13 protein-coding genes are annotated in these 20,891 nt (G+C 56.1%); 4 read left to right on the forward strand and 9 right to left on the reverse strand.

Annotated features, from left to right (window positions below; all coding sequences use genetic code 11):
- Positions 1 to 117: 117 nt before the first annotated feature.
- The 3 genes from ABDK75_RS12590 to ABDK75_RS12600 all read right to left on the reverse strand — a co-directional run bounded on the left by ABDK75_RS12590 (position 118) and on the right by ABDK75_RS12600 (position 5,214).
- A complete protein-coding gene (locus ABDK75_RS12590; protein ID WP_046900185.1) occupies positions 118 to 591 on the reverse strand; it encodes a flavin reductase family protein in 474 nt (157 codons plus the stop codon).
- Positions 592 to 691: 100 nt separating this feature from the next.
- Positions 692 to 1,531, reverse strand: coding sequence for an aldo/keto reductase (locus ABDK75_RS12595; protein WP_064273532.1), 840 nt, complete (start codon positions 1,529 to 1,531; stop codon positions 692 to 694).
- Between the two features lie 59 nt (positions 1,532 to 1,590).
- Complete coding sequence (locus tag ABDK75_RS12600; protein WP_346006045.1) at positions 1,591 to 5,214, reverse strand: PAS domain-containing protein; 3,624 nt, start codon at positions 5,212 to 5,214, stop codon at positions 1,591 to 1,593.
- Between the two features lie 177 nt (positions 5,215 to 5,391).
- Between ABDK75_RS12600 and ABDK75_RS12605 the strand changes: the two genes are divergently transcribed.
- Positions 5,392 to 6,186: an SDR family NAD(P)-dependent oxidoreductase gene (locus ABDK75_RS12605; protein WP_211495814.1), complete on the forward strand. Its 795-nt coding sequence runs from the start codon at positions 5,392 to 5,394 to the stop codon at positions 6,184 to 6,186.
- 73 nt (positions 6,187 to 6,259) lie between these two features.
- On the opposite strand, the gene ABDK75_RS12610 is transcribed toward ABDK75_RS12605, so the two are convergent.
- On the reverse strand, positions 6,260 to 6,448 hold the full coding sequence (locus ABDK75_RS12610; RefSeq protein WP_086634214.1) for a YqaE/Pmp3 family membrane protein: 189 nt from the start codon (positions 6,446 to 6,448) through the stop codon (positions 6,260 to 6,262).
- An 83-nt stretch (positions 6,449 to 6,531) separates the two neighbouring features.
- Positions 6,532 to 8,670: a glycogen debranching protein GlgX gene (gene glgX / locus ABDK75_RS12615; RefSeq protein ID WP_346006046.1), complete on the reverse strand. Its 2,139-nt coding sequence runs from the start codon at positions 8,668 to 8,670 to the stop codon at positions 6,532 to 6,534.
- Between the two features lie 204 nt (positions 8,671 to 8,874).
- On the opposite strand from glgX, the gene glgA reads away from it, so the two are divergent.
- From glgA to treZ, 3 genes are read left to right on the forward strand one after another with little or no spacing between them, the layout of a single operon-like run.
- The gene (gene glgA, locus ABDK75_RS12620) at positions 8,875 to 10,515 is read left to right on the forward strand and encodes a glycogen synthase GlgA (RefSeq protein ID WP_346006047.1); all 1,641 of its coding nucleotides are present in this window, start codon (positions 8,875 to 8,877) and stop codon (positions 10,513 to 10,515) included.
- Between the two features lie 12 nt (positions 10,516 to 10,527).
- Entirely contained in the window at positions 10,528 to 12,729 is a 2,202-nt protein-coding gene (gene glgB, locus ABDK75_RS12625; RefSeq protein WP_346006048.1) for a 1,4-alpha-glucan branching protein GlgB, read from the forward strand.
- Between the two features lie 17 nt (positions 12,730 to 12,746).
- Entirely contained in the window at positions 12,747 to 14,504 is a 1,758-nt protein-coding gene (gene treZ / locus ABDK75_RS12630) for a malto-oligosyltrehalose trehalohydrolase (RefSeq protein ID WP_346006049.1), read from the forward strand.
- An 18-nt stretch (positions 14,505 to 14,522) separates the two neighbouring features.
- On the opposite strand, the gene ABDK75_RS12635 is transcribed toward treZ, so the two are convergent.
- From ABDK75_RS12635 to xdhA, 4 genes are all read right to left on the reverse strand, one after another.
- Positions 14,523 to 16,064: a glucoamylase family protein gene (locus ABDK75_RS12635; protein ID WP_235271728.1), complete on the reverse strand. Its 1,542-nt coding sequence runs from the start codon at positions 16,062 to 16,064 to the stop codon at positions 14,523 to 14,525.
- 180 nt (positions 16,065 to 16,244) lie between these two features.
- Complete coding sequence (gene xdhC, locus ABDK75_RS12640; RefSeq protein WP_346006050.1) at positions 16,245 to 17,036, reverse strand: xanthine dehydrogenase accessory protein XdhC; 792 nt, start codon at positions 17,034 to 17,036, stop codon at positions 16,245 to 16,247.
- A 2-nt stretch (positions 17,037 to 17,038) separates the two neighbouring features.
- Positions 17,039 to 19,369 carry a xanthine dehydrogenase molybdopterin binding subunit gene (gene xdhB, locus ABDK75_RS12645; RefSeq protein ID WP_346006051.1) on the reverse strand — a complete coding sequence of 777 codons (2,331 nt, stop codon included), beginning with the start codon at positions 19,367 to 19,369 and terminating at the stop codon, positions 17,039 to 17,041.
- On the reverse strand, positions 19,362 to 20,822 hold the full coding sequence (gene xdhA / locus ABDK75_RS12650) for a xanthine dehydrogenase small subunit (protein ID WP_346006052.1): 1,461 nt from the start codon (positions 20,820 to 20,822) through the stop codon (positions 19,362 to 19,364). Before xdhA ends, xdhB begins: the two co-directional genes overlap by 8 nt.
- Positions 20,823 to 20,891 lie beyond the last annotated feature (69 nt).

Consider the following 20,891-nt stretch of genomic DNA (forward strand, 5'->3'; position numbering starts at 1 on the left):
TGATAATTATTCTCAACAACGAAAAATGAGGAATTTCGAAAAAAGCTTCGAAATTTCCATCACTTTTTCAGATCATGACCTACAGGTCATATCCCTGTAACCAAAGCAGGCGAATGGTTACGCTTCAATTCCTAACTGACCCTGGAAGTACAGTAACGGGGCTTCATCACGAACGGTGATGGACGTGGGCTTCGCCATGAAGAGCGCGTGCGTCCCGCCCTGAAACGTCTCGACGAGTTCGCAATGCATCTGCACCAGTGCGCCATCGATGAAGGCCGTGCCGTCTTCCGCCCGCACCACAACGTCTGACCCGAATTTGTCCGCCGTTCTGCTAGCAAACAGCATAGCCACATCCTTGTGGCTGTTGTTCAGGATGCTCAGACCAAAACGTCCGGCTTCAGCAATCGCCTTGTAAGTCGAGCTGCCACGATGCAGGCAGATCAGAAGCAGGAGCGGATCAAGGGAAACAGATGTCAGGGCGCTGATGGTTGCACCCTGTTCGCCTTCGCTTCCCTTGGCGGTCACAACTGCGACACCCGTTGCGAAATGGGACATCGCCCGGCGAAAGTCCTGCTCATTCAGTGTCGTCATGACAACTCTCCTGCCATCGTCGGAATTTTTGGTTCCGGCACCATTACAGGAGAACCCTGACCGTCACCAGAAGCGAGGGAACCGCTGGACGCTCTCTTTTTTAGAAACGGGCAGTCATCGGATGCGCGCCCATACGGCCATCTTCGCGATCAAGTTTTTCAATCGCGGCCATGTCACTCTCAGTGAGGGTGAAGTCAAAGACGTCCAGATTTTCAGCCAGTCTCTTTGGGTTCGCTGATTTCGGGATCACGATCAGACCGTTCTGAAGATGCCAGCGGATAATGACCTGAGCGGGTGTCCGACCAACGCTCCGGGCAACCTCCCCAATCGTCGCATTATCCAACACCTGCCCTTTCCCGAGCGGGCGCCATGATTCTGTGCGGATATTGTGCTGCTCGTTAAAGGCCCGCAGCGCCTTCTGCTGGAAAAATGGATGAAGCTCGATCTGGTTAACCGCCGGAACGACGCCAGTTGCATCCATAATACGCGACAGATGGTCTGGCTCGAAGTTGGACACTCCAATGGACTTCACGCGCCCCTCCTTTTGCAAGGTCACGAGTGCCTTCCATGTTTCCACATACTGCCCCTGCTCCGGCATCGGCCAGTGAATGAGATACATATCCAGAACCGGACGGCGCAGCAGCCGGCAGCTCTCCTCATAGGCACGCAGCGTACTGTCGTAGCCCTGCTCGTCATTCCAGACCTTCGTTGTCACGAATACATCAGGATAATCCGCCAGAGCTTCACCAACGCCATCTTCGTTCCGATAAAGACGCGCTGTATCGACAGAATGATATCCGAGCTTCACAGCCTCCCGCACAACCGTTGCTGTTTCTTCAGGGGGCGTCTTCCAGACGCCCAGCCCGAGCTGCGGAATGACCCGGCCATCATTCAGTGTAATTCTTGTCTGGTTATCCAGATATGGCACCTCATCGTTCATCAGAAATTCCTTTTCAAATCTTGTTCTTACATATCAAACGCCTGATCGGCGGGCTGAGTTCAGGCTGGCACCACCAGCTGTGAAAGCTTGCGGGCCAGAGCTTCTGTGCTGAACGGTTTCACAAGCAGAGCACAGCCTGGTTCAAGCAGTCCTTCATCCAGAATATTCTGCTCCGCATAGCCCGTAATGAACAGAATTTTCAGATCGGGAAATCTGTCTCTCATGCGCGCAGCGAGTTGCCGCCCATTCATGCCCCCTGGCATACCAATATCCGTAATCATCACGCTTGGCTGAACGCCATTCGAAAAACGATCTGACAATTCCAGAGCTGAAATACCGTCCTCTGCCGTCAGAACTCTTGCACCCAGATCTCCGACAACGTCACTCACAATGAGGCGTACGGCTTCCTCGTCATCCACAATCAGCACCAGCTTTCCAGACAGCCGCACAGACGCCGTTTTCGTCAGAATATCACCGTCCGGAACATCTGCCGGTAACACAGTGGCAGGCCCGTTATAGCGGGGGAGCCAGAGGCTGACGGACGTTCCTTCTCCGGGCCGGGATCTGATCTGGGCTTGCCCACCAGACTGACGGGCAAAACCGTAAATCATGCTCAACCCCAGGCCCGTCCCTTTCCCTAAAGGCTTGGTCGTAAAAAACGGATCAAACGCCCGTTGCAGCGTTTCTTCCGCCATCCCACAGCCGTTGTCCTCAACCTTCAAAAGCACGTAGTCACCAACAGGCACCCCGGCTTCGTGGCTGGCCACAGACCCCAAAGATGTATTAGCGCTCACGATCCGTATGGTCCCGCCGCTCTCCCGCATCGCATCACGTGCATTGATACAGAGATTAAGCACGGCGTTCTCAAGCTGGTTGGCATCAACCCGTGTCGTCCAGATTCCTGGCTGCAGATCAAACTGAATAGACACCAGTGGGCCAACGCTCCCGCGAAGAAGGGTCTCCAGACCGCTGACCAGACCATTCACATCTGTCGGCACGGGGTCCAAAGGCTGCCGACGCGAGAAGGCCAACAGACGGTGCGTCAGTGAGGCTGCACGTCGCACCGCATCCTGTGAGGCCGTGATATAGCGATCAAGGCCAATAGTGCGGCCTTGCGTCAGTCGGGTCTCAAGCAGCTCGAGACTCCCGCCTATTCCTGCAAGCAGATTGTTGAAGTCATGAGCGAGACCACCCGTTAGCTGGCCAACGGCTTCCATTTTCTGGGACTGGCGCAACTGCTCTTCCAGATCATTGCGCTCGGTGACATCACGGCCAACACCGTAAATGGTGTCCCCTTCATTATTGAAGTTCCAGTTATAGAGCCGCCATGTGCCGTTCCGGTGCTTCATCCGCACGTCCAGCGCGACATCGGACCAGGGCGTGCTGTGTCGAACCCGATCGAACGCCTCACAAACCGCAGCCTGATCATCCGGATGACACAGGGCTTCAATCCTCAGCCCGATCAAACCTTCCTGTGTGTAGCCCAACGCCCGCAACCAGGAGGGACTGACAGCCATGTAGTGACCACTTCGGCTGATGATAACGAACAGGTCCTTGGCGATCGTCCAGAGGCGGTCACGTTCCCGCGTTCGCTGGCGGATTCGCTCCTCCAGCATGACGTTCATTTCACGCAATTCCTGCTGAGTCTTGGCCTGGCGCATGGCGGCATGGGTGCGATCCGCCACAGCACGAGTGAAGACGATTTCTTCTTCCGTCCAGACATGCGGAACAGTGGAATACACGCACATCACACCCACGAGCCTGCCAAACTTGAACAGGGGCACGTTCAAAAGCGCACGAATGTTGAGGGTTTCAAAGCGTTCGATACGCTTAAGCGTCAAAGTATCCAGACGCACATCTGAAATTGCGACAGTACGCCCGCGAGCCAACAGAGGGCCATAATCACCATAGTCCCGGAAGGCATGGAACCCGCGGATAGACGCCTGACGTTGGACATGACTGCCTGACCCCAGCGTCACTGTCCGCATTGCACCAATCAGCAGACCCGTTCCCGCCTCATCGACTGTTCCGTAGGCGGCGCAGCTTACGGAAAGTTCGCGACACAGGATCTGCGCGGCGACGCCTTCCATCTCATCAGCGTTTTCCAGTGCCCTCAGCCGATCTCCAAGCTCCACCAGGGCTGCCTGACGGAGGGCCTGTCTTTTGCTGTGATCAATATCCAGCACGATGCCGGGAAAACGGAGCGGTCGCCCGTCTTCAGTCAGATCGCAACGACCATTCCCTTCAAACCATCGCGGCCCAGCTGGTGTATGGACACGGAATTCGAAATCGCATCGCCCCCCTGTGTGGAGGGCGTTTGTGATGGCGGCCGCAACGCGCCCCTGATCTTCCTGCTCGATAGCAGCATAGAACGCTGTAACAGGAACGCCCTGCTCCAGCGCTTTTGCATCAAGACCCAGCGTTTCAGCCAGACGGGTATCCCCGATCACGAGAGAAGAATTGTCATCCCACATCCATGTTCCGGCAATGGCGCCTGCATCCAGTGCAAGCTGAAGCCGAAGACTGGACTGATTGACTTCCGTCAGATCACGCCCCGTCGCCAGAAGCCGCTGGACGTCCCCGTCTTCTCCGAAAATCGGCGTAACGGCCACATCCCAGAAGCGGCGGTTTCCCCGCATGGTATTGGCATACCCCTGAAAGCGTCCCGCCTCTCCACCGAGTGCCTTTTTGACGGCCTGAGTCGCCATGATGCGTGCCTGCCCCCGCCACAGATCAACCCAGGGAACACCATGCAGGATAATCGGGCTGTCGAGTTCCATAGCCTCGATGCCGCCTGCATTGATGAACCGGATGCACCCATCCATGTCCAGAATATGAATGCAATCTGGTGAACTGGAAAGAAGAAGGTGGGTGAAGGCTTCGCTGGATCTGAGCGCCTCAGCCACGGCAGAGGCGTTTGAAACGTCCATAACCACGCCGACAGAGCACAGATCATCGTGACCCGGCCGATCATCATCCCGCCAGCCACGAATAAGCAGATGCCGCACCATTGTCGGACCCTGCGCATGTGAGACCACGATGCGGAAACGGAATTCGAAAGTGCCTTCTTCCCGCAGTTCGTCTTCTGCAACACTTTCATATGCGGCGCGGTCATCTGGATGGAGGCAGGCATATGCATCTTCCAGCGAAAGCCCCTGCATCAGCAGTTCGGGAGGAAGCCCCCAGATCTGGGCAAAGCGCTCATCTCCAAACAAAAGCCGACGCGTCAGATTACAGCGGAAAAAACCCATCTCCGCGGCTTCGGCCATTCTTCTGATACGCCGATCCAGCCGATGAAGCTGACTGGCCACTCCGGAACCGTCTGCCACTGGAAATGACCTGGCAATATGGCGCGCGCAAAGGGCTTGGACATTCTCCAGACCTGGCATTTTCTGCCTGACACACAGCCAGACTTCAGGAGAGCTTTCATAAACGGGAAGACGGCAAACAGCCTCAGGATTTTGACCTTCAAGCTCGGCAAGAAAGTGACTGTCTCCACCAGAGACAATAACCCACTCCCGATCATGGTCACGGAGAACCAGAGCAGCAGCTCCACCGCCCAGACTGACAGCCAAAGCCAGAAGATGCTCTGAGAAGTCTTCAAGGGCTGTTCTGATCTGATGCACGATCGAAGGAGGAAGAGCGTTGCCGCTGGCTTGCGCTACTTCTGAACCGGCCGTCATGCTGTCTCTCCCGGTCACGCCGCTTTTCCCGGATGGACGAGGGCCGACCTCACACTAACAGATCTTCACAGGAGCGCAGCCTCCCGCCAGAGTTCTTTTCCATAAAACCTTTGCGACCATCAAGAGCGTGCTGCGTTTCCTTCGCCATGTGCCATCCGATGAAGAAGGAAACCCGCCATGCTTGGAATTGATCTGAGTGGTCGTACAGCCCTTGTCACAGGGTCCACTGGCGGGATCGGGCTCGCCATAGCGCGGCGCCTGGCAGAAGCTGGCGCAACCGTCATCATCAACGGCCGCAAACAGGAAAGCGTAGACAAAGCGCTGGACGTTCTGCGGGAACGTATTCCGGGTGGCACTTTTCGCAGTGTGGTGGCGGATGTTGGCACTGCCGAAGGGTGTGACACGCTTGTGAACACTGAAGGCGCTGTTGATATTCTGATCAACAATGCCGGAATTTTCGGCCCCAATGACTTCTTCAAGACCACGGATGAAAGCTGGCAGAAGCTGTTCGAGGTCAACCTCTTTTCCGGTGTCAGGCTGGCCCGCGCCTATATGCCAGGCATGAAAGAGCGTAACTGGGGCCGTGTTCTTTTCATTGCGTCGGAATCGGCAATCAACATTCCGGTGGAAATGATCGATTACGGTGTCAGCAAAACGGCCATGCTGGGTCTTGCCCGCGGTCTGGCCAAGGATATGGCAGGAACGAATGTCACGGTAAATTCCGTACTGCCAGGACCGACCCTTTCCGAGGGTGTAGAAGACATGCTCAAGGCCCAGAACCCTGACAGCACTCAGCCTGTGGAAGAGCTTGCGGCGGATTTCGTCCGGAAGCACCGCCCAAGCAATATCCTTCAGCGCATGGCAACAGTTGATGAAGTCGCAAATATCGTTGTTTACGCAGCATCGCCCCTCGCCTCCGCCACGACGGGCGCAGCTTTGCGGGTTGATGGCGGAACCGTCGATACGATCTAAAGACCCGAGTTAAGAATATAAAAAAAGCCCCGGCGCCTTTCGACGCCGGGGCTTTTTATGGGGCGTTACAGGCTCAGCCGCGACGTGCAGCGGCCAGCTTCTGATCGGTGCGATACTGGCTCAACGCATACACGGACCAGATTGCAGCCGGAATCCAGCCAATGACAGTCACCTGAAGGAACAGGCAGATAATGCCTGCAAACGGGCGACCAATGGTGAAGAACTGAAGCCACGGCAGAAGCAGGGCAAGAATGAGACGCATAAGATAGTCCTTTCCTAAAACAGGGTCCGTCATTCTTCGTCAGGTCTGACATGGATGCAATGTTTCATCCGCCATGTCCGCCTTCAGGCACACTCACCAGCTTCACGACAAATCAGTTCCAGCAGCAGCAGAGACCGCCCGGTGACGGTGTATTCATGCTTCTGGTCAAAGACTTCTTTCTCAATCTCGCTACCAGCGTCTGGCTGGTTTGTGTCCAGCAGAAGCTTCCAACGGCCTTCTCCTGTCTCTGGCAGTATGAATGGAACGGCATCTTTCCATCCATTAAACACAAGCAGCACAGTCGCATCTGACCCGCGTCGCATGATGCCACTCCGTTGGCTGCGGCCGTCGATCATCAGACCAAAACACTGATCATGCCCCCAGTCTTCCGGCATCATCTGATTGCCGCCAGCAGTCAGCCAGGTGAGTTCCTGAACATCCAGCTCTTTATTGTAAGCCTCCGTCAGAAAGCGCCCACGCCGGAGAATGGGATACCGGCGCCTTAGTCCCGTTAAGCGGCGAACAAAATTCTGAAGTTGGGCGCCTTCTTTGCCGATCTCCCAGTTCAGCCATGAAATCTCACTATCCTGACAGTAGGCGTTATTGTTCCCCTGCTGAGTCCGGCCAAATTCGTCACCGGCCAGAAGCATCGGCGTTCCCTGTGACAGCAGTAGTGTGGACAGCATGTTCCTGCATTGGCGCCAGCGAGTAGCATTAATATCCGGGTCTTCTGTCGGTCCTTCCACGCCATAATTGAAGGATCGGTTATCGGGAGAGCCATCCTTGCCCTCCTCCCCGTTCGCATCGTTATGGCGCTCGTTGTAGGAGACGCAGTCCATGAGCGTGAAACCGTCATGAGCCGTCACAAAATTCACGCTGGCCCATGTCTGACGTCCACTGTGGTTGAAACGGTCCGGGCTGGCCAGAAGCTTGGGCGCAAGGGCGCCTGACTTGGCCTCGCCACGCCAGAAATCCCGAACAGTATCCCGGAACGTGTCATTCCACTCCGCCCAGCCCGGCGGAAAATTCCCAACCTGATACCCGCCGGGGCCAACGTCCCAAGGTTCGGCAATCAGTTTCACATGCGACAGCACCGGATCCTGACGGCAGACACGCAGAAACGTTGCATCATTGTGGAACCCGTCTTCTTCACGGGCAAGTATTGTTCCGAGATCAAACCGAAATCCATCAACACCCATTTCCTTGACCCAATATCTCAAACTGTCCGCAACAAAGCGGATGCAGTTCAGATGCGTCAGGCTGAATGTGTTTCCGGTTCCCGTTTCGTTTACGTAATGTCTTTTACTATCCGGCATGAGCCGGTAATAGGAAACATTATCCAAGCCCCGGAACGAAAGCGTAGGACCAAGTTCGTTACCCTCGGCTGTATGGTTGTAAACAACGTCCAGAATAACTTCGAGACCCGCCTCGTGGCAGGCACGCACCAAAGCCCGGAACTCCTGAGCCGCATTATCAGGCTCTGCTGCGTAATGGCTTTCGGGGGCAAAAAAACCGATCGTATTATAGCCCCAGTAATTTCTCAGGCCCTTATCTGCCAGAAATTTGCTGTTAACGAAGCTCTGCACCGGCAGGAATTCCACCGCCGTCACGCCCATATCCCGAATACTTTTCAGCAGTTTCGGGTCTGACAGTCCGGCATAGGTTCCCCGTAGCTTCTCGGGCACGGCAGAGTTCTGACGGGTATACCCTTTCACATGCATCTCGTAGATGACCGTATCCGTCCAGGGTGTATCGGGATGGTCAAAATGCTGCGGTGTCGGGTCGATGATGATGGCTTTGGGGACGAATGCAGCACTGTCTGCCGTGCTGAAACTCAGATCCTTGTCCGGGCTGTCCAGTTCATAACCAAACAGGGAAGGATCCCATTTAAGGTCCCCATGGAATGCTCTGGCATATGGATCCAGGAGTAATTTATTCGGATTGAAGCGGTGCCCTTCGTCAGGCTCATAAGGCCCATGAACACGGTAACCATATAACTGCCCCGGCTTAAGATCCGGGATCCATCCATGAAAAACATGATCGGTATATTCAGGCAGACGGATCCGATCTGTCTCGCGTGTTCCGTCTTCATCGAACAGGCAGACTTCAACAGCTTTGGCGTGGGCAGAAAAAACGGCGAAATTTACCCCGGAATCGTCATAGGTAGCTCCGAGATTATTAGGATTTCCTTCCTGTAATCCCTTCTGACGCGAACCGCTCATTTTGATTGTTCCAGCAAAAACGCAAGTCGGTTTTCCTGCCCCATGGCAGAGCCGTGCAGCTTTTGGGGCGATAACGCTGGAAGGGCTTCTGACACGACTATAAATTATTTGTGAAGGCGTTTCCAACAGCATCCATCAGGCGTTGTTTCATCGACAAAGCCAAAAAATATCCAACTCCGCAGGATAGCGAGAGGTGTGTGTGTGATGACGCAGAATACGCCCGCATCAGCTGTGAGAGAGCTGCAGCTTCTTTCCGTAGCGGCGGAGATCTATCCGCTGATCAAAACCGGGGGGCTGGGAGATGTCGTTGGCTCACTGCCAGCGGCACTTGAGCCTCACGGGATCAGCACACGCACCATCGTGCCCGGCTATCCGGCAGTTCTGCATGCACTGTGCAACCGCAAAGAAACAATCCGGATCGATAATGTTCTCGGATATTCCGTTATTCTTTGGGAAGGCCGCACTGATGGAGGCACGCTTTATGCCGTGGACGTGCCAGATCTCTACAACCGTCCCGGAAATCCCTATCTTTCGCCAGACGGTCAGCCCTGGAGCGACAACGGCATTCGTTACGCGGTGTTATGCCGAACGGCCGCATTAATTGCGTCCGGTTTACTACCGGACTGGAAACCAGACGCAGTTCTGAGCCACGACTGGCATGCCGGGCTGGTTCCCGCCTATCTGCGCTATATGGAGGGCCCGACGCCGCCGGTCGCCCATGTCGTACATAACCTCGCGTTCCAGGGGCTCTTCCCCCGCGAAATGCTACACGCGTTCGGTTTGCCGGAGTGGTCTTTTACCTTCGACCAACTCGAATATTACGGCCAGATCAGCTTCATGAAAGCCGCTCTTCAGTTTTCAGACCGTCTGATCAGTGTGTCACCCACCTATGCAGAAGAAATTCAGACTCCTGAGGAAGGAATGGGGCTGGATACCGTCCTGCGGGCTCGTTCCAACGCTTTGACCGGCATTCTGAATGGCGTGGATCTTCGGGAATGGAATCCCATGACCGATCCCTCCGTCTTCTTTCCTTATGCGGTTGGAGACATCATCGCGCGCCGTGCGAACAAGCGTGTGTTTCAGGCTGAGTTTGGCCTTCCCCAGAAATCGGATGCTCTGCTTCTCGGGATGGTCAGTCGTCTGACAACACAAAAAGGGGCTGACCTTCTCGCAAAGCTGGCCCCTCGCCTCTTTCAGGAGAATATCCAGCTCGCAGTTGTCGGTGTGGGTGATGAAGGCATCATGCAGGAGTTTGCGACCCTACGTAGCCGGTATCCGCAAAATTTCGTCTGCCATCTGCGATACAGCGAGACACTTGGCCACAGACTGCACTCCGCGGTCGATGCATCCCTGATCCCTTCCCGTTTTGAACCCTGCGGCCTGACGCAGTTTCATGCCCTGCGTTACGGATCAATCCCGATTGCAGCCCGTGTGGGCGGGCTGAGCGACACCATTATTGATGCCAATTCAGCCGCTGTATCAGAGGGCGTTGCAAACGGAATTCTGTTCTCCCCCACAACAGAGGACATGCTCTATCTGGCAATCCGCCGCGCGCAGGCACTGTTTCGTCAAAAGGCTGTCTGGGCACGGATGCAGCGGAATGGGGCGCTGCACGATGTGTCCTGGAATGGCAAAGCCGCCCAATACGCCCGCCTGCTGCAGGACATGACCGGCCATGAAACAGTCATGACAGAGCCTGGCAGTGATATCGCCCCACGCCGGGCCGATCCGGCATCTGCACGTCCACGACTGTCAAGGCAGGTCGCACGGATGCCGCGCACCGCAGGCGACGCAGCAACATCTTCACTTGTTTCATTCACGCCCCGTACGGGCACCCGTTCCTGAAGGTATTTTTGCATGATGGCTCGTCCGGTCGATCCCGTTCTTCAATCCATGACAGACGCACTTATGGCCGGGCAGTGCAGTGACCCCTTCGCACTCCTGGGCCGCCACCGGGATCATCGGCAGGATATTGTGAGAGTCTTTTACCCCGATGCTGTGGAAGTCCATCTTATGGTGGAACAGGCATCAGGGCAGGTTTTGGAAAAAACCATGCGACGGATCGATGATCGCGGCCTGTATTCCGCCACGCTCCCCCGCTCCGCCCGCTATCGCCTGCGTATCCGCTGGGCCGACGCCTGGCAGGACACCCATGATCCATACAGCTTCGGACTACTTCTGGGCGACATGGATCTGTACCTTTTTTCGGAAGGGAAACATCAGCAGATCGACCGGATGATGGGCGCCATTCCCATGGCCGTTGAGGGTGTAAATGGCGTCCGCTTCGCAGTGTGGGCACCAAATGCCAAACGTGTCTCCGTCGTGGGCGACTTCAATATCTGGGATGGCCGCCGGCACTGCATGCGCCTGCGTCATGGGTCTGGCGTGTGGGAGTTATTTATTCCTGGAGTGCACGCCGGAGAGCGTTACAAATACGAAATAGTCTCTCAGGATGGACACGTTCTTCCTGCCAAGGCAGATCCCTATGCCAAAGCCGCAGAACTGCCGCCTGCCAATGCCTCTGTTATTGCGGCTCCAGATGACTTTGTCTGGCACGACGCGGAATGGATGAGCACGCGCGCGGCCAGACATGCCAGTCAGGCTCCCATTTCAATTTACGAAATTCATGCCCCCTCATGGCGTCATCCCCAGCACGGCAATGACATCATGACGTGGGAGGAGCTTGGTGATGCGCTCATTCCGTATCTTCAGGATCTGGGATTTACTCATCTCGAGCTGCTCCCGATCGCGGAGTATCCTTATTCTGGCTCGTGGGGATACCAACCGCTCAGCCTCTATGCGCCCACAGTACGCCATGGTTCACGCGCCCAGTTTGCCAACTTCGTTGACCGTTGCCACCAAGCCGGTCTCGGCATCATCATCGACTGGGTTCCTGCCCATTTCCCTGCCGATCAGCATGGGCTTAGCCAGTTCGATGGCACACACCTGTATGAACATGCAGACCCGCAAGAAGGCTATCATCAGGACTGGCATACCCTGATTTATAATTACGGGCGCAACGAAGTCTGTGGTTTTCTGGCGGGGAGCGCCCTGCACTGGCTGGAACAGTTCCACGTCGACGGTCTGCGCGTCGATGCTGTCGCGTCCATGCTGTACCGCGATTACAGCCGCAAGGAAGGGGAATGGCGCCCCAACATTCATGGAGGGCGCGAAAATCTGGAAGCGGTCAATTTCCTGCGCCATCTGTCAGAAACTCTGGAAGACCTCCACCCCGACACAATGCTGATCGCAGAAGAGTCGACGTCCTGGCCAGGCGTGACAGCACCCGCCAGAACAGGCGGCCTGGGCTTTACCTACAAATGGAATATGGGCTGGATGCATGACACGCTGCGGTACATGGAGCTTGATCCGCTCTGGCGCAGTTACCATGCAAACGACATCACTTTCGGCATGATCTATGCTTATTCGGAACGTTTTATCCTGCCACTTTCCCATGATGAGGTTGTTCACGGCAAAGGGTCTCTCCTGACCAAAATGCCGGGAGATGAGTGGCAGAAACATGCCAATCTGCGCGTACTCTATGCCCTGATGTGGGCCTATCCGGGCCGAAAACTTCTCTTCATGGGCGGAGAGCTGGCTCAACCGCACGAATGGAATCATGAAGGTGAGTTGGCGTGGTATCGGCTGTGGGACGGGTATGGCCGCGGCATGCATGACACGGTTCGTTCCATCAACACGCTGTATCGCTCTTACCCTGCCCTTCATGCTTCCGATGATGAGCATGAAGGGTTTCAGTGGCTCGTTGCCGATGATATCGCCAACACCGTGTTTGCCTGGCTCAGACAGTCTCCAGATGCACGCCCTGTTCTTGTTGTGGGCAACATGACGCCTGTTCCGCGCATGAACTACCGCATCGGCGTTCCATGGCGCGGTGAATGGCGAGAGCTCCTCAATACAGACGCAGCCCATCTGGGTGGAAGTAATCTCGGCAATCATGGGCAGGTGTATGCCGAGGATATTCCCGCCCACGGCATGCCACACTCTGTCGAACTGATCCTCCCCCCTCTTGCCGTGCTTTATCTTTCTCCAGCTCCCTGAGACAAAGGACGCAGCGCATGTCTTCCTTCAGGTTTAAAAACCGCCTGGGTGCAGAACTCATCGCTCCCGATCGGACACGGTTCACGCTCTGGGCTCCCTCCTGTGAGAGAGTTTTCGTGGAGGTGGAGGACCTTCCGCCCATCGCCATGAGGCGGCACACAGATGGAACATTCGTCGCTGAAGCACCCTGTGGTGCCGGGTCACGATACCTTTACCGCGTTCGCAACAACGTCACGGTTCCTGACCCGGCCAGCCGCTTTCAGCCTGATGGCGTACATGGGCGCAGTGAAATTCTTGACCCCGATTTTTATGATTGGAAAACACCCGACTGGCAGGGGCGCCCGTGGGAAGAAACGATCATTTACGAGACGCATCTGGGTCTCGAAGGCAATTATGAGGGCATGAAAACCCGCCTTCAGGAACTGGCGGATCTGGGCATCACAACGGTTCAGTTCATGCCGGTCAACAGTTTCAGTGGTCACTGGAACTGGGGATATGATGGCGTTCTGGTTTATGCCCCAACGCCAGCTTATGGACGGCCTGAAGCCCTGAAAGACCTGATCGACCATGCTCATTCACTGGGTCTGATGGTTTTTCTGGATGTGGTGTACAATCATTTCGGGCCAGACGGGAATTACCTGCTGGAATATGCAAAAGGCTTCTTCGACCCGCGCTACGACACGCCCTGGGGTGATGGTATCGACTTCCATAACCCAATCGTAGCGGATTTCTTTATCGACAATGCGCTTTACTGGCTGATGGAATATCGCTTCGACGGCCTCCGCATCGATGCCGCATGGGCCATTACGGATAGACAATGGTTTTATAAACTTCAGAGCCGCATTCACAAAACCGTCGAAAAGGGCCGCCATGTTCATTTAATTCTTGAAAATGAGAACAATGACGCAGGCCTTCTCCGCGATGGTTATTCCGGACAATGGAGCGAAGACTGGCACCACACCCTGACCGTCATGCTCAGCGGGGAGGACAAGGGGTTTTTCCTGCCGTTTCATCACGAAACAACCGGCCTTCTTAAACGTGTCCTGACAGAGGGGCTTGCATGGCAGGGCGAATTTTTCCCGCCGCGCCAGAAAACGCGTGGTAGTCCGAGCAGCGACTTGCCTCCAACGAAATTCGTGACGTTTTTACAAAACCACGATCAGATCGGTAATCGCCCTCTGGGGGAAAGATTGATCACCCTTTCTGATCCGAACGCCTTTAAAGCCGCCTATGCGCTGCTTCTTCTTTGCCCCATGACGCCAATGCTGTTCCTTGGGGAAGAGTGGGGCTCAAAAACGCCATTCTATTTCTTTTCGGATTTTCACGGGGCCATTGGCGAGAAGGTCCGCCGTGGGCGCGAAGAACAGTTTGCCGAATACTGCAACCTGACGGACCCGGAAATTCTTGCGACACTTCCTAGCCCCACTGACCCGAAAACATTTCGAATTTCTCGCCCGGACCGGGCCGAACGGGACACACCGGAAGGTCAAGCGTGGCTTTCCAGAACAAAAGAACTTTTGGCCTTACGCCATTCCAAAATTACGCCGCACCTAAAAGGAGCTTACAGCGCGGGAGCCGATATTCTGGGAGAGAAAGCTGTCATTGCCTCCTGGACTCTTGGAGACGGCAGCCTGCTGACCATTGCCGTTAACCTGGGGACAGACACTGTCTCGCTCCTCGAGCCAGAAAACATCTTTTACGAAACCAGCCATAAACGAGCATCCCAGACACTTCCGCCTGGAACGCTCGTCGCGGCACTTGGTCGCGCATTTTAAGCGGGACGACCTACAAAATTACAGCGGACGGTCGCCCTGGCTGGACGCTGTTTTTTCGTTCAGCCAGCCGCCCTGAAATCCCGCGCGTTTCAAGCCATCACGCAGATAAGGATTTTTTTTCATCGTGTTCCACACGAAGCCACTGCGCCAGTTTTCCAGCATTAGCAGAATAGGTCCCTGATCAATGCCAAGCTGCTGCCCGTCGACCCAGTAATCATTCTTGTCTTTGAATGACGGGTTGAAAGAGTCCAGGAAGCCATACTGATTGTAAATCCGGCTTCCGTAGCGCTTACGCATCTCTTCCAGTGCAGGAAGAGCAATTTCCGGCGCGAAGGCAATCGATCCGCCCGCGGCTGTTGGTGCAATGGTGCCATCGTCCAGAATGTAATCCCGGCCAGCACCACGTGCACTGTAAGCAAGGTAATGGCGATGCTTGCCGTCATAATCCTGCTGAATGTCCCCGGGGCCATCACAGGCGGTCAGCCCCCAGATATTGGCACCGTAGTCTTTCCAGTCTCCGGGATTCGCCTGTGCGTAAGCGCGCTGCGCGTACACAGCTTCACGCCCGTTCTGGAAATAGTCATCATCATGCTTGCGATTGAAATCGTCCTGAATGCCACGGAAATCAATCCAGGATTCGCTGTACTGGTGACCAAAAAGTGGTGCGAAATTCAGCAGCTTATGGCCCTGAAAATCTCCCCATTGCCCATCGTAAGTAGCCGTCCAGGTCTTCCATGTTTCTGCCGGAAGGGGATGCGTCGGCGATGCTATGGCCAGAAGATAAATGATCAGGCCTTCGTTATAGCCCTTCCAGTCCGTCGTGATGAACGTGTTGGGCGGCGACCAGCCCATGCTCAGCCAAGGGCCATGCGCTTTCATCCACGTCCAGTCGATACGGCGATACAGGCGATCGGCAATGTCGCGGATTTCTTTTTCCTGCGCAGTATCCCGGTCATAATACGACTGAGAAAAGAGAACACCGCCCATGAGAAGCGTTGTGTCTACACTGGAAAGTTCAGACCAGTCCGCGACGCGCAGGCCGGTATTGGGGTCCAGAAAATGGTAGAAAAAGCCTTTGTACCCTGCCGCACCTGAAACCTTGTCGTTCTGCGGCAGACCAATCAGAAATCTCAGGGTCGTCAGCGTGCGATCCGCAGCCTGCTGGCGCGTTATGTATCCGCGTTCCGCTCCAATCCCATAAGCCGTCAAACCGAAGCCCACACCCGCAATGCTCGCAGCGCCGTTCGGCAACGGAGAGCGATCAGGGATCAGCCCATTCTTGGGGTTGGCCGTATCCCAGAACCAGCGGAACGTCCGATGTTCCAGATCTTCCACAAAAGTCTGATCGGCCGCCGTGAGGGATGGTGGTTTGTCGGCCTGCGGTATCGCCGCACCTGCTGCGATGGCAGATCCTGAAAAGAGGGCAAGGTGCACAACCCCTGCCGCTACTCCAGTCCGGAGAAAACGGGAGGATGAAGCACAGAACTTTTGTCCTGCACGTCGTGCTGTCGAGAGAAACCTGCTGCCTGGCGCAGGCTGCATCCGAAAGTCAGTGCTCATAGACTCACCATAAGCGCAGAAGATGCATCACTTGAACGTGGTGTTACATCACAACGGCGTGATGTCTGCGAGGCTTGGAAAACTGCCAGAAATATCGAAAATTATCCACTCGGAAATCACGAATCCCGTACGATTTTGCAAGCTTCCGTTACATGAGCGAGTCCCGGATTCCTACTGCCGTCAAACCTCCAGCAAACGAGCCGCAATTTCTGCGGTCACGAAAGCTGCAATCATTTCAGGACGCTTGTCCCGTACGCCGAAATCTCCAATCGGACAGACCAGTTTATCAATCTGCTCCTGCGGGATATCGATTGCCCGGAACGCACTCTCAAAGCGTTTGCGTTTCGTGCGAGAGCCGATCATCCCAACGTATCGCAGATCATTTCGCGCCAACGCTGCCCCCGTAATGAGGGCATCCAGAGTGTGACTCTGTGTCAGCACCAGAACACCCGAACCAGCAGGCGCTGCATTCAAGGTACTTTCCCAGTCTGATGTGGCCTGTGCTTCGACTGTTGGCGGAACAGGCCCGAACTCATCTTGCCGGGCATCAACCCAGACAAGCCTGAGGGGCAGAAGCGCCAATGATTTCGCCAATGCTCTCCCAACGTGCCCAGCCCCGAACAGAATCAACTGAGGCAGCGTCTCCCGCTCTTTCCAGGCCTGACGCTCAATGTCATCCAGGTTTCGTATGCGCTCGATGCTCACCGTTACAGCGCCGCCACAGCACTGATTGATGGCAGGCCCCAGCGGGATATGCCGCTCCAGATGGTCTGCACCATCAGTCAGGAGGGCCCGGGCATCCGCCATGCAGTCCCACTCCAGACGTCCCCCGCCGATGGTCCCAACCTGCTCGCGTTGTGTGAGGAGCATATAAGCCCCGGCCTCACGCGGCGTGGACCCTTTAGCGACCAGAACCGTAATTCTGGCCACTGCCTCCCCCGCATCACGCCAGCGGCGGATGGCTTCCAACATGGTCAGTCGATCTCGCCACGCAGGCTCATGGCAGTGCGCAGAACCCGTTCCGGTGTGGCGGGTGCATCAAGCTGCGGGCAGGTCGTGTAGTCATTCAGGCTGGCGAGTGCATCAGAGATGGCCTGAAGAACAGCCACGCCATGCACAAAAGGAGGCTCCCCAACGGCCTTGGACCGGAAAATCGTCTCTTCCTGATTCGGGGCGTTTTCCAGCAGTTCCACATTGAAAATCCGTGGCCGATCGGAACAGGCCGGGATCTTATAGGTGCTGGGTGCATGAGTCCGTAGACGACCCGCAGGATCCCAGACCAGTTCTTCCATCGTCAGCCAGCCCGCGCCCTGCACGAAGCCACCTTCGATCTGCCCGACATCGATTTCTGGATTCAGGGACTGCCCGGCGTCATGGAGAATATCCACGCGGTCCATGGTGTTCTCACCCGTCAGCAGATCAACGGACACTTCCGCACACGCCGCACCATAGGCGAAGTAAAAAAACGGACGTCCCCGCCCCGTTGCCGGGTCCCAGGAGATCTTGGGTGTCTTGTAGAACCCATTGGAAGACAGGGAAATACGGGCGAAATAGACCTGCCACGCCAATTGCTGGAAGGTCATGACGTCTGACCCGACATGCACACCATCGGGCAGGAACTGCACATCTTCCTCAGCGACATTCCACTTTTCGGCAGCAAACGCGATCATGCGGCGTTTGATCTTGGTAATGGCATCCAGAACAGCCATGCCGTTCAGATCTGCCCCAGAAGACGCCGCCGTTGCAGACGTGTTGGGAACCTTGCCCGTTGTAGTGGCTGTGATGCGAACGCGATCGGACGTCAGCCCGAACTCACGCATGGCAATCTGCACCATTTTCGTGTGCAGACCCTGCCCCATTTCGGTCCCGCCATGGTTCACCTGTACGGAACCATCCGTATAGACATGAACCAGCGCACCCGCCTGATTGTAATGTGTCGCCGTGAAGGAAATGCCGAATTTTACCGGTGTCAGGGCAATCCCGCGCTTGATGTAACGACTGGTTTTATTGAAAGCTCGGATCTCTTCCTTGCGCTTTGCATAATCGCAGCGCCGCACCAGTTCCGTGATAATTTCACGGCTGATCGAGTCTTCCACCGTCATATGATACGGCGTGATGTTCCGATCTGTCGTTCCATAGAAATTGCGCAGCCGCACCGTCACAGGATCAAGCCCCGTCGCAAATGCGACTTCCTCGATCACGCGCTCTGCCGCGACAATACCCTGCGGGCCACCAAACCCTCGATAGGCCGTGTTGGACTGCGTGTTGGTGCGCAGTGGTTCGGAACGGAACCGTACATCCGGATAAAAATACGCGTTGTCCGCATGAAACAGCGCACGATCCACAACAGGGCCAGACAGATCGGCGGACCAGCCACAGCGAGCGGCCAGAACCATATCGACTGCCAGAATGTCCCCGTCATCCGTAAAGCCGACATCATAATCCACGACGAAATCATGCCGCTTGCCGGTCATCATCATATCGTCGTCACGATCCAGACGCATCTTGGCAGCCTGGCCGGTCAGATCAGCCGCAATGGCCGCCAGACAGGCCGCAGCATTGGCCTGCGTTTCCTTGCCCCCAAAGCCCCCGCCCATCCGGCGCACTTCAGTCGTGACCAGATGATGCGGCCGGCCCAGAACACATGCCACCAGATGCTGCGTTTCAGACGGATGCTGCGTGGAAGACCAGACGCGCATTTCCCCAGCCTCACCTGGCTGAGCCAGAGCGGCCTGCCCTTCGAGGTAGAAATGCTCCTGCCCGCCCATCGTGATATTGCCAGACAGACGGCGCGGCGCGGCAGCCAGTCCGGCATCCACATCACCGCGCTTCATGACGAGCGGACGCCAGACCAGATCACCGCCAGCTTCCCGCGCCTGAGCAACGTCCAGGATAGCGGGCTTCTCTTCATACTCGATCTTTGCAAGCCGGACGGCCTGACGGGCAGCCTGCCGGGACGTCGCCACTACGGCAAACATCGGCTGGCCCCAGTAATAGACATGATCCGTGGCCAGCAGTGGCTCATCATGCGCATGAACCGGGCTGATCTCGTTCTCGCCCGGAACATCCTCTGCCGTCAGAACCCGCACCACACCCGGAGCAGACCGCACGGCGCTCAGATCCATGGACACGATCCGCGCATGAGCCTTGGTGCTCAGCCCGGGAACGACATGCAGCATGCCTTTCGGCTCCGGCATATCGTCGATGTAGTTCGCACGCCCTGTCACATGCAGGATCGCACTTTCATGCTTCATGCTGGTGGAGGCCGCACCCTGAACCATCGGCATCTTGCGAGCTTCAGACATGGGCCAGCCCTCCCGTACGGGCCAGACGCGCCTGTGGGCCGCCCGTTGTTTCCTCAAAGAAGCGCGTCAGCAGATTTGCGGCGACTGTCCGGCGATACCAGTCTGTGGCGCGCATATCCGTCAGAGGCGTGAAGTCCTGTGCAATGGCGGCTCTTGCGGCGTCCAGCGTTGCTTCTTCCCACGGGCGGCCGAGCAGCGCGGCTTCAGCATTCGCTGCGCGCTTCGGTGTTGCTGCCATCCCACCATAGGCCAGCCGGACGGACGTAATGATTCCGTCTGCATTCCGACGCATGAAAAAAGCCCCCAGAACCGCTGAGATATCCTGATCGAACCGCTTGGAAATCTTGTAAGCGCGGAACTGAACGTCCTTTTCAGGAACCGGAAGGGTAACGGCTTCCACAAACTCCCCGGGCCGCCGATCCTGCTTTCCATAAGCAATGAAATAGGCTTCCAAAGGCATGGAGCGACGTTCATTGCCCAGTCGCAAATGCAGGGTCGCACCAGCGGCAATAAACATCGGTGGCCCGTCACCAATTGGCGAACCATTGGCGATATTTCCACAGACTGTCGCGCTGTTCCTCACCTGCGTTGAACCCAGACGACGGATCATCTCTGCTGCATCGGGAAGGAGGTCTGCGATAAACGGCTTGGCTTCCTGATAAGTCACGGCAGCACCGATCGTCAGACCTTCATCCGTGAGCTCAATCTTCCGTAACTCAGGGACACGGCCGATCGAGACGACATGCCGCAGTTGCTTCATGCCTTTGGTCACCCACAGACCCACATCCGTTGCCCCGGCGACAATCGTGGCCTCGGGATGCCGCACCAGTGTGTCGGCCAGAACATCTACACTCGCCGGAATTGTAAGGGTGCCTTCTGCGCCAGACACCTGAACGGTTTCACCGTCATTCAGGGTTGTGAGACGCTCCGTGATCGTCGCAATCTGCGCATCGAAACGGTCCGGGCCGGCCGACATGGACTGTTTCATGGCGCGCACGATCGGCGCGTACCCGGTGCAGCGACAAAGATTTCCAGCCAGAGCGTCGTCAATCTGGGCGTCATCAACAGTTGCACCAGGGGTCTTGCGATATGCTGCCATGGACATGACAAAACCTGGCGTACAGAAACCGCACTGCGAACCGTGCTGTTCCACCATAGCAGCCTGCACGGGATGCGGGGCATCAGGCGTACCGAGGTCTTCAATCGTATAAACCTGCGCACCATCCAGCATGCTGACAAACTGGATACATGCATTCACAGCGCGCCAAACGAGCCGATCCTGATCCAGTCGTACGACCAGCACGGTGCAGGCGCCACAGTCGCCTTCATTACAACCCTCTTTCGTTCCGGTTTTGCCACGATCTCGTAGCCAGTCCAGAAGAGTCAGGGTCGGGTTCAGGCCATTCAGAGTGCAGTGCTCATCGCCCAGATAGAATTGTACAGCCTGTCTCATGATCCTTGCCCTCCATGAGGCAACACGCGCAAAGCAAAACGAAAGAAGGCTGGCTGGACTGTCAAAGTT

Source organism: Gluconobacter sp. OJA, assembly GCF_039638325.1.
Lineage (GTDB): Bacteria > Pseudomonadota > Alphaproteobacteria > Acetobacterales > Acetobacteraceae > Gluconobacter > Gluconobacter cerinus.

What these genes read in the sequence shown, in the direction of transcription:
- ABDK75_RS12590 (WP_046900185.1), bottom strand. Translation starts at nt 591, where the DNA reads ATGACGACACTGAATGAGCAGGACTTTCGCCGGGCGATGTCCCATTTC.
- ABDK75_RS12595 (WP_064273532.1), bottom strand. Translation starts at nt 1,531, where the DNA reads ATGAACGATGAGGTGCCATATCTGGATAACCAGACAAGAATTACACTG.
- ABDK75_RS12600 (WP_346006045.1), bottom strand. Translation starts at nt 5,214, where the DNA reads ATGACGGCCGGTTCAGAAGTAGCGCAAGCCAGCGGCAACGCTCTTCCT.
- ABDK75_RS12605 (WP_211495814.1), top strand. Translation starts at nt 5,392, where the DNA reads ATGCTTGGAATTGATCTGAGTGGTCGTACAGCCCTTGTCACAGGGTCC.
- ABDK75_RS12610 (WP_086634214.1), bottom strand. Translation starts at nt 6,448, where the DNA reads ATGCGTCTCATTCTTGCCCTGCTTCTGCCGTGGCTTCAGTTCTTCACC.
- glgX (WP_346006046.1), bottom strand. Translation starts at nt 8,670, where the DNA reads ATGAGCGGTTCGCGTCAGAAGGGATTACAGGAAGGAAATCCTAATAAT.
- glgA (WP_346006047.1), top strand. Translation starts at nt 8,875, where the DNA reads ATGACGCAGAATACGCCCGCATCAGCTGTGAGAGAGCTGCAGCTTCTT.
- glgB (WP_346006048.1), top strand. Translation starts at nt 10,528, where the DNA reads ATGATGGCTCGTCCGGTCGATCCCGTTCTTCAATCCATGACAGACGCA.
- treZ (WP_346006049.1), top strand. Translation starts at nt 12,747, where the DNA reads ATGTCTTCCTTCAGGTTTAAAAACCGCCTGGGTGCAGAACTCATCGCT.
- ABDK75_RS12635 (WP_235271728.1), bottom strand. Translation starts at nt 16,064, where the DNA reads ATGAGCACTGACTTTCGGATGCAGCCTGCGCCAGGCAGCAGGTTTCTC.
- xdhC (WP_346006050.1), bottom strand. Translation starts at nt 17,036, where the DNA reads ATGTTGGAAGCCATCCGCCGCTGGCGTGATGCGGGGGAGGCAGTGGCC.
- xdhB (WP_346006051.1), bottom strand. Translation starts at nt 19,369, where the DNA reads ATGTCTGAAGCTCGCAAGATGCCGATGGTTCAGGGTGCGGCCTCCACC.
- xdhA (WP_346006052.1), bottom strand. Translation starts at nt 20,822, where the DNA reads ATGAGACAGGCTGTACAATTCTATCTGGGCGATGAGCACTGCACTCTG.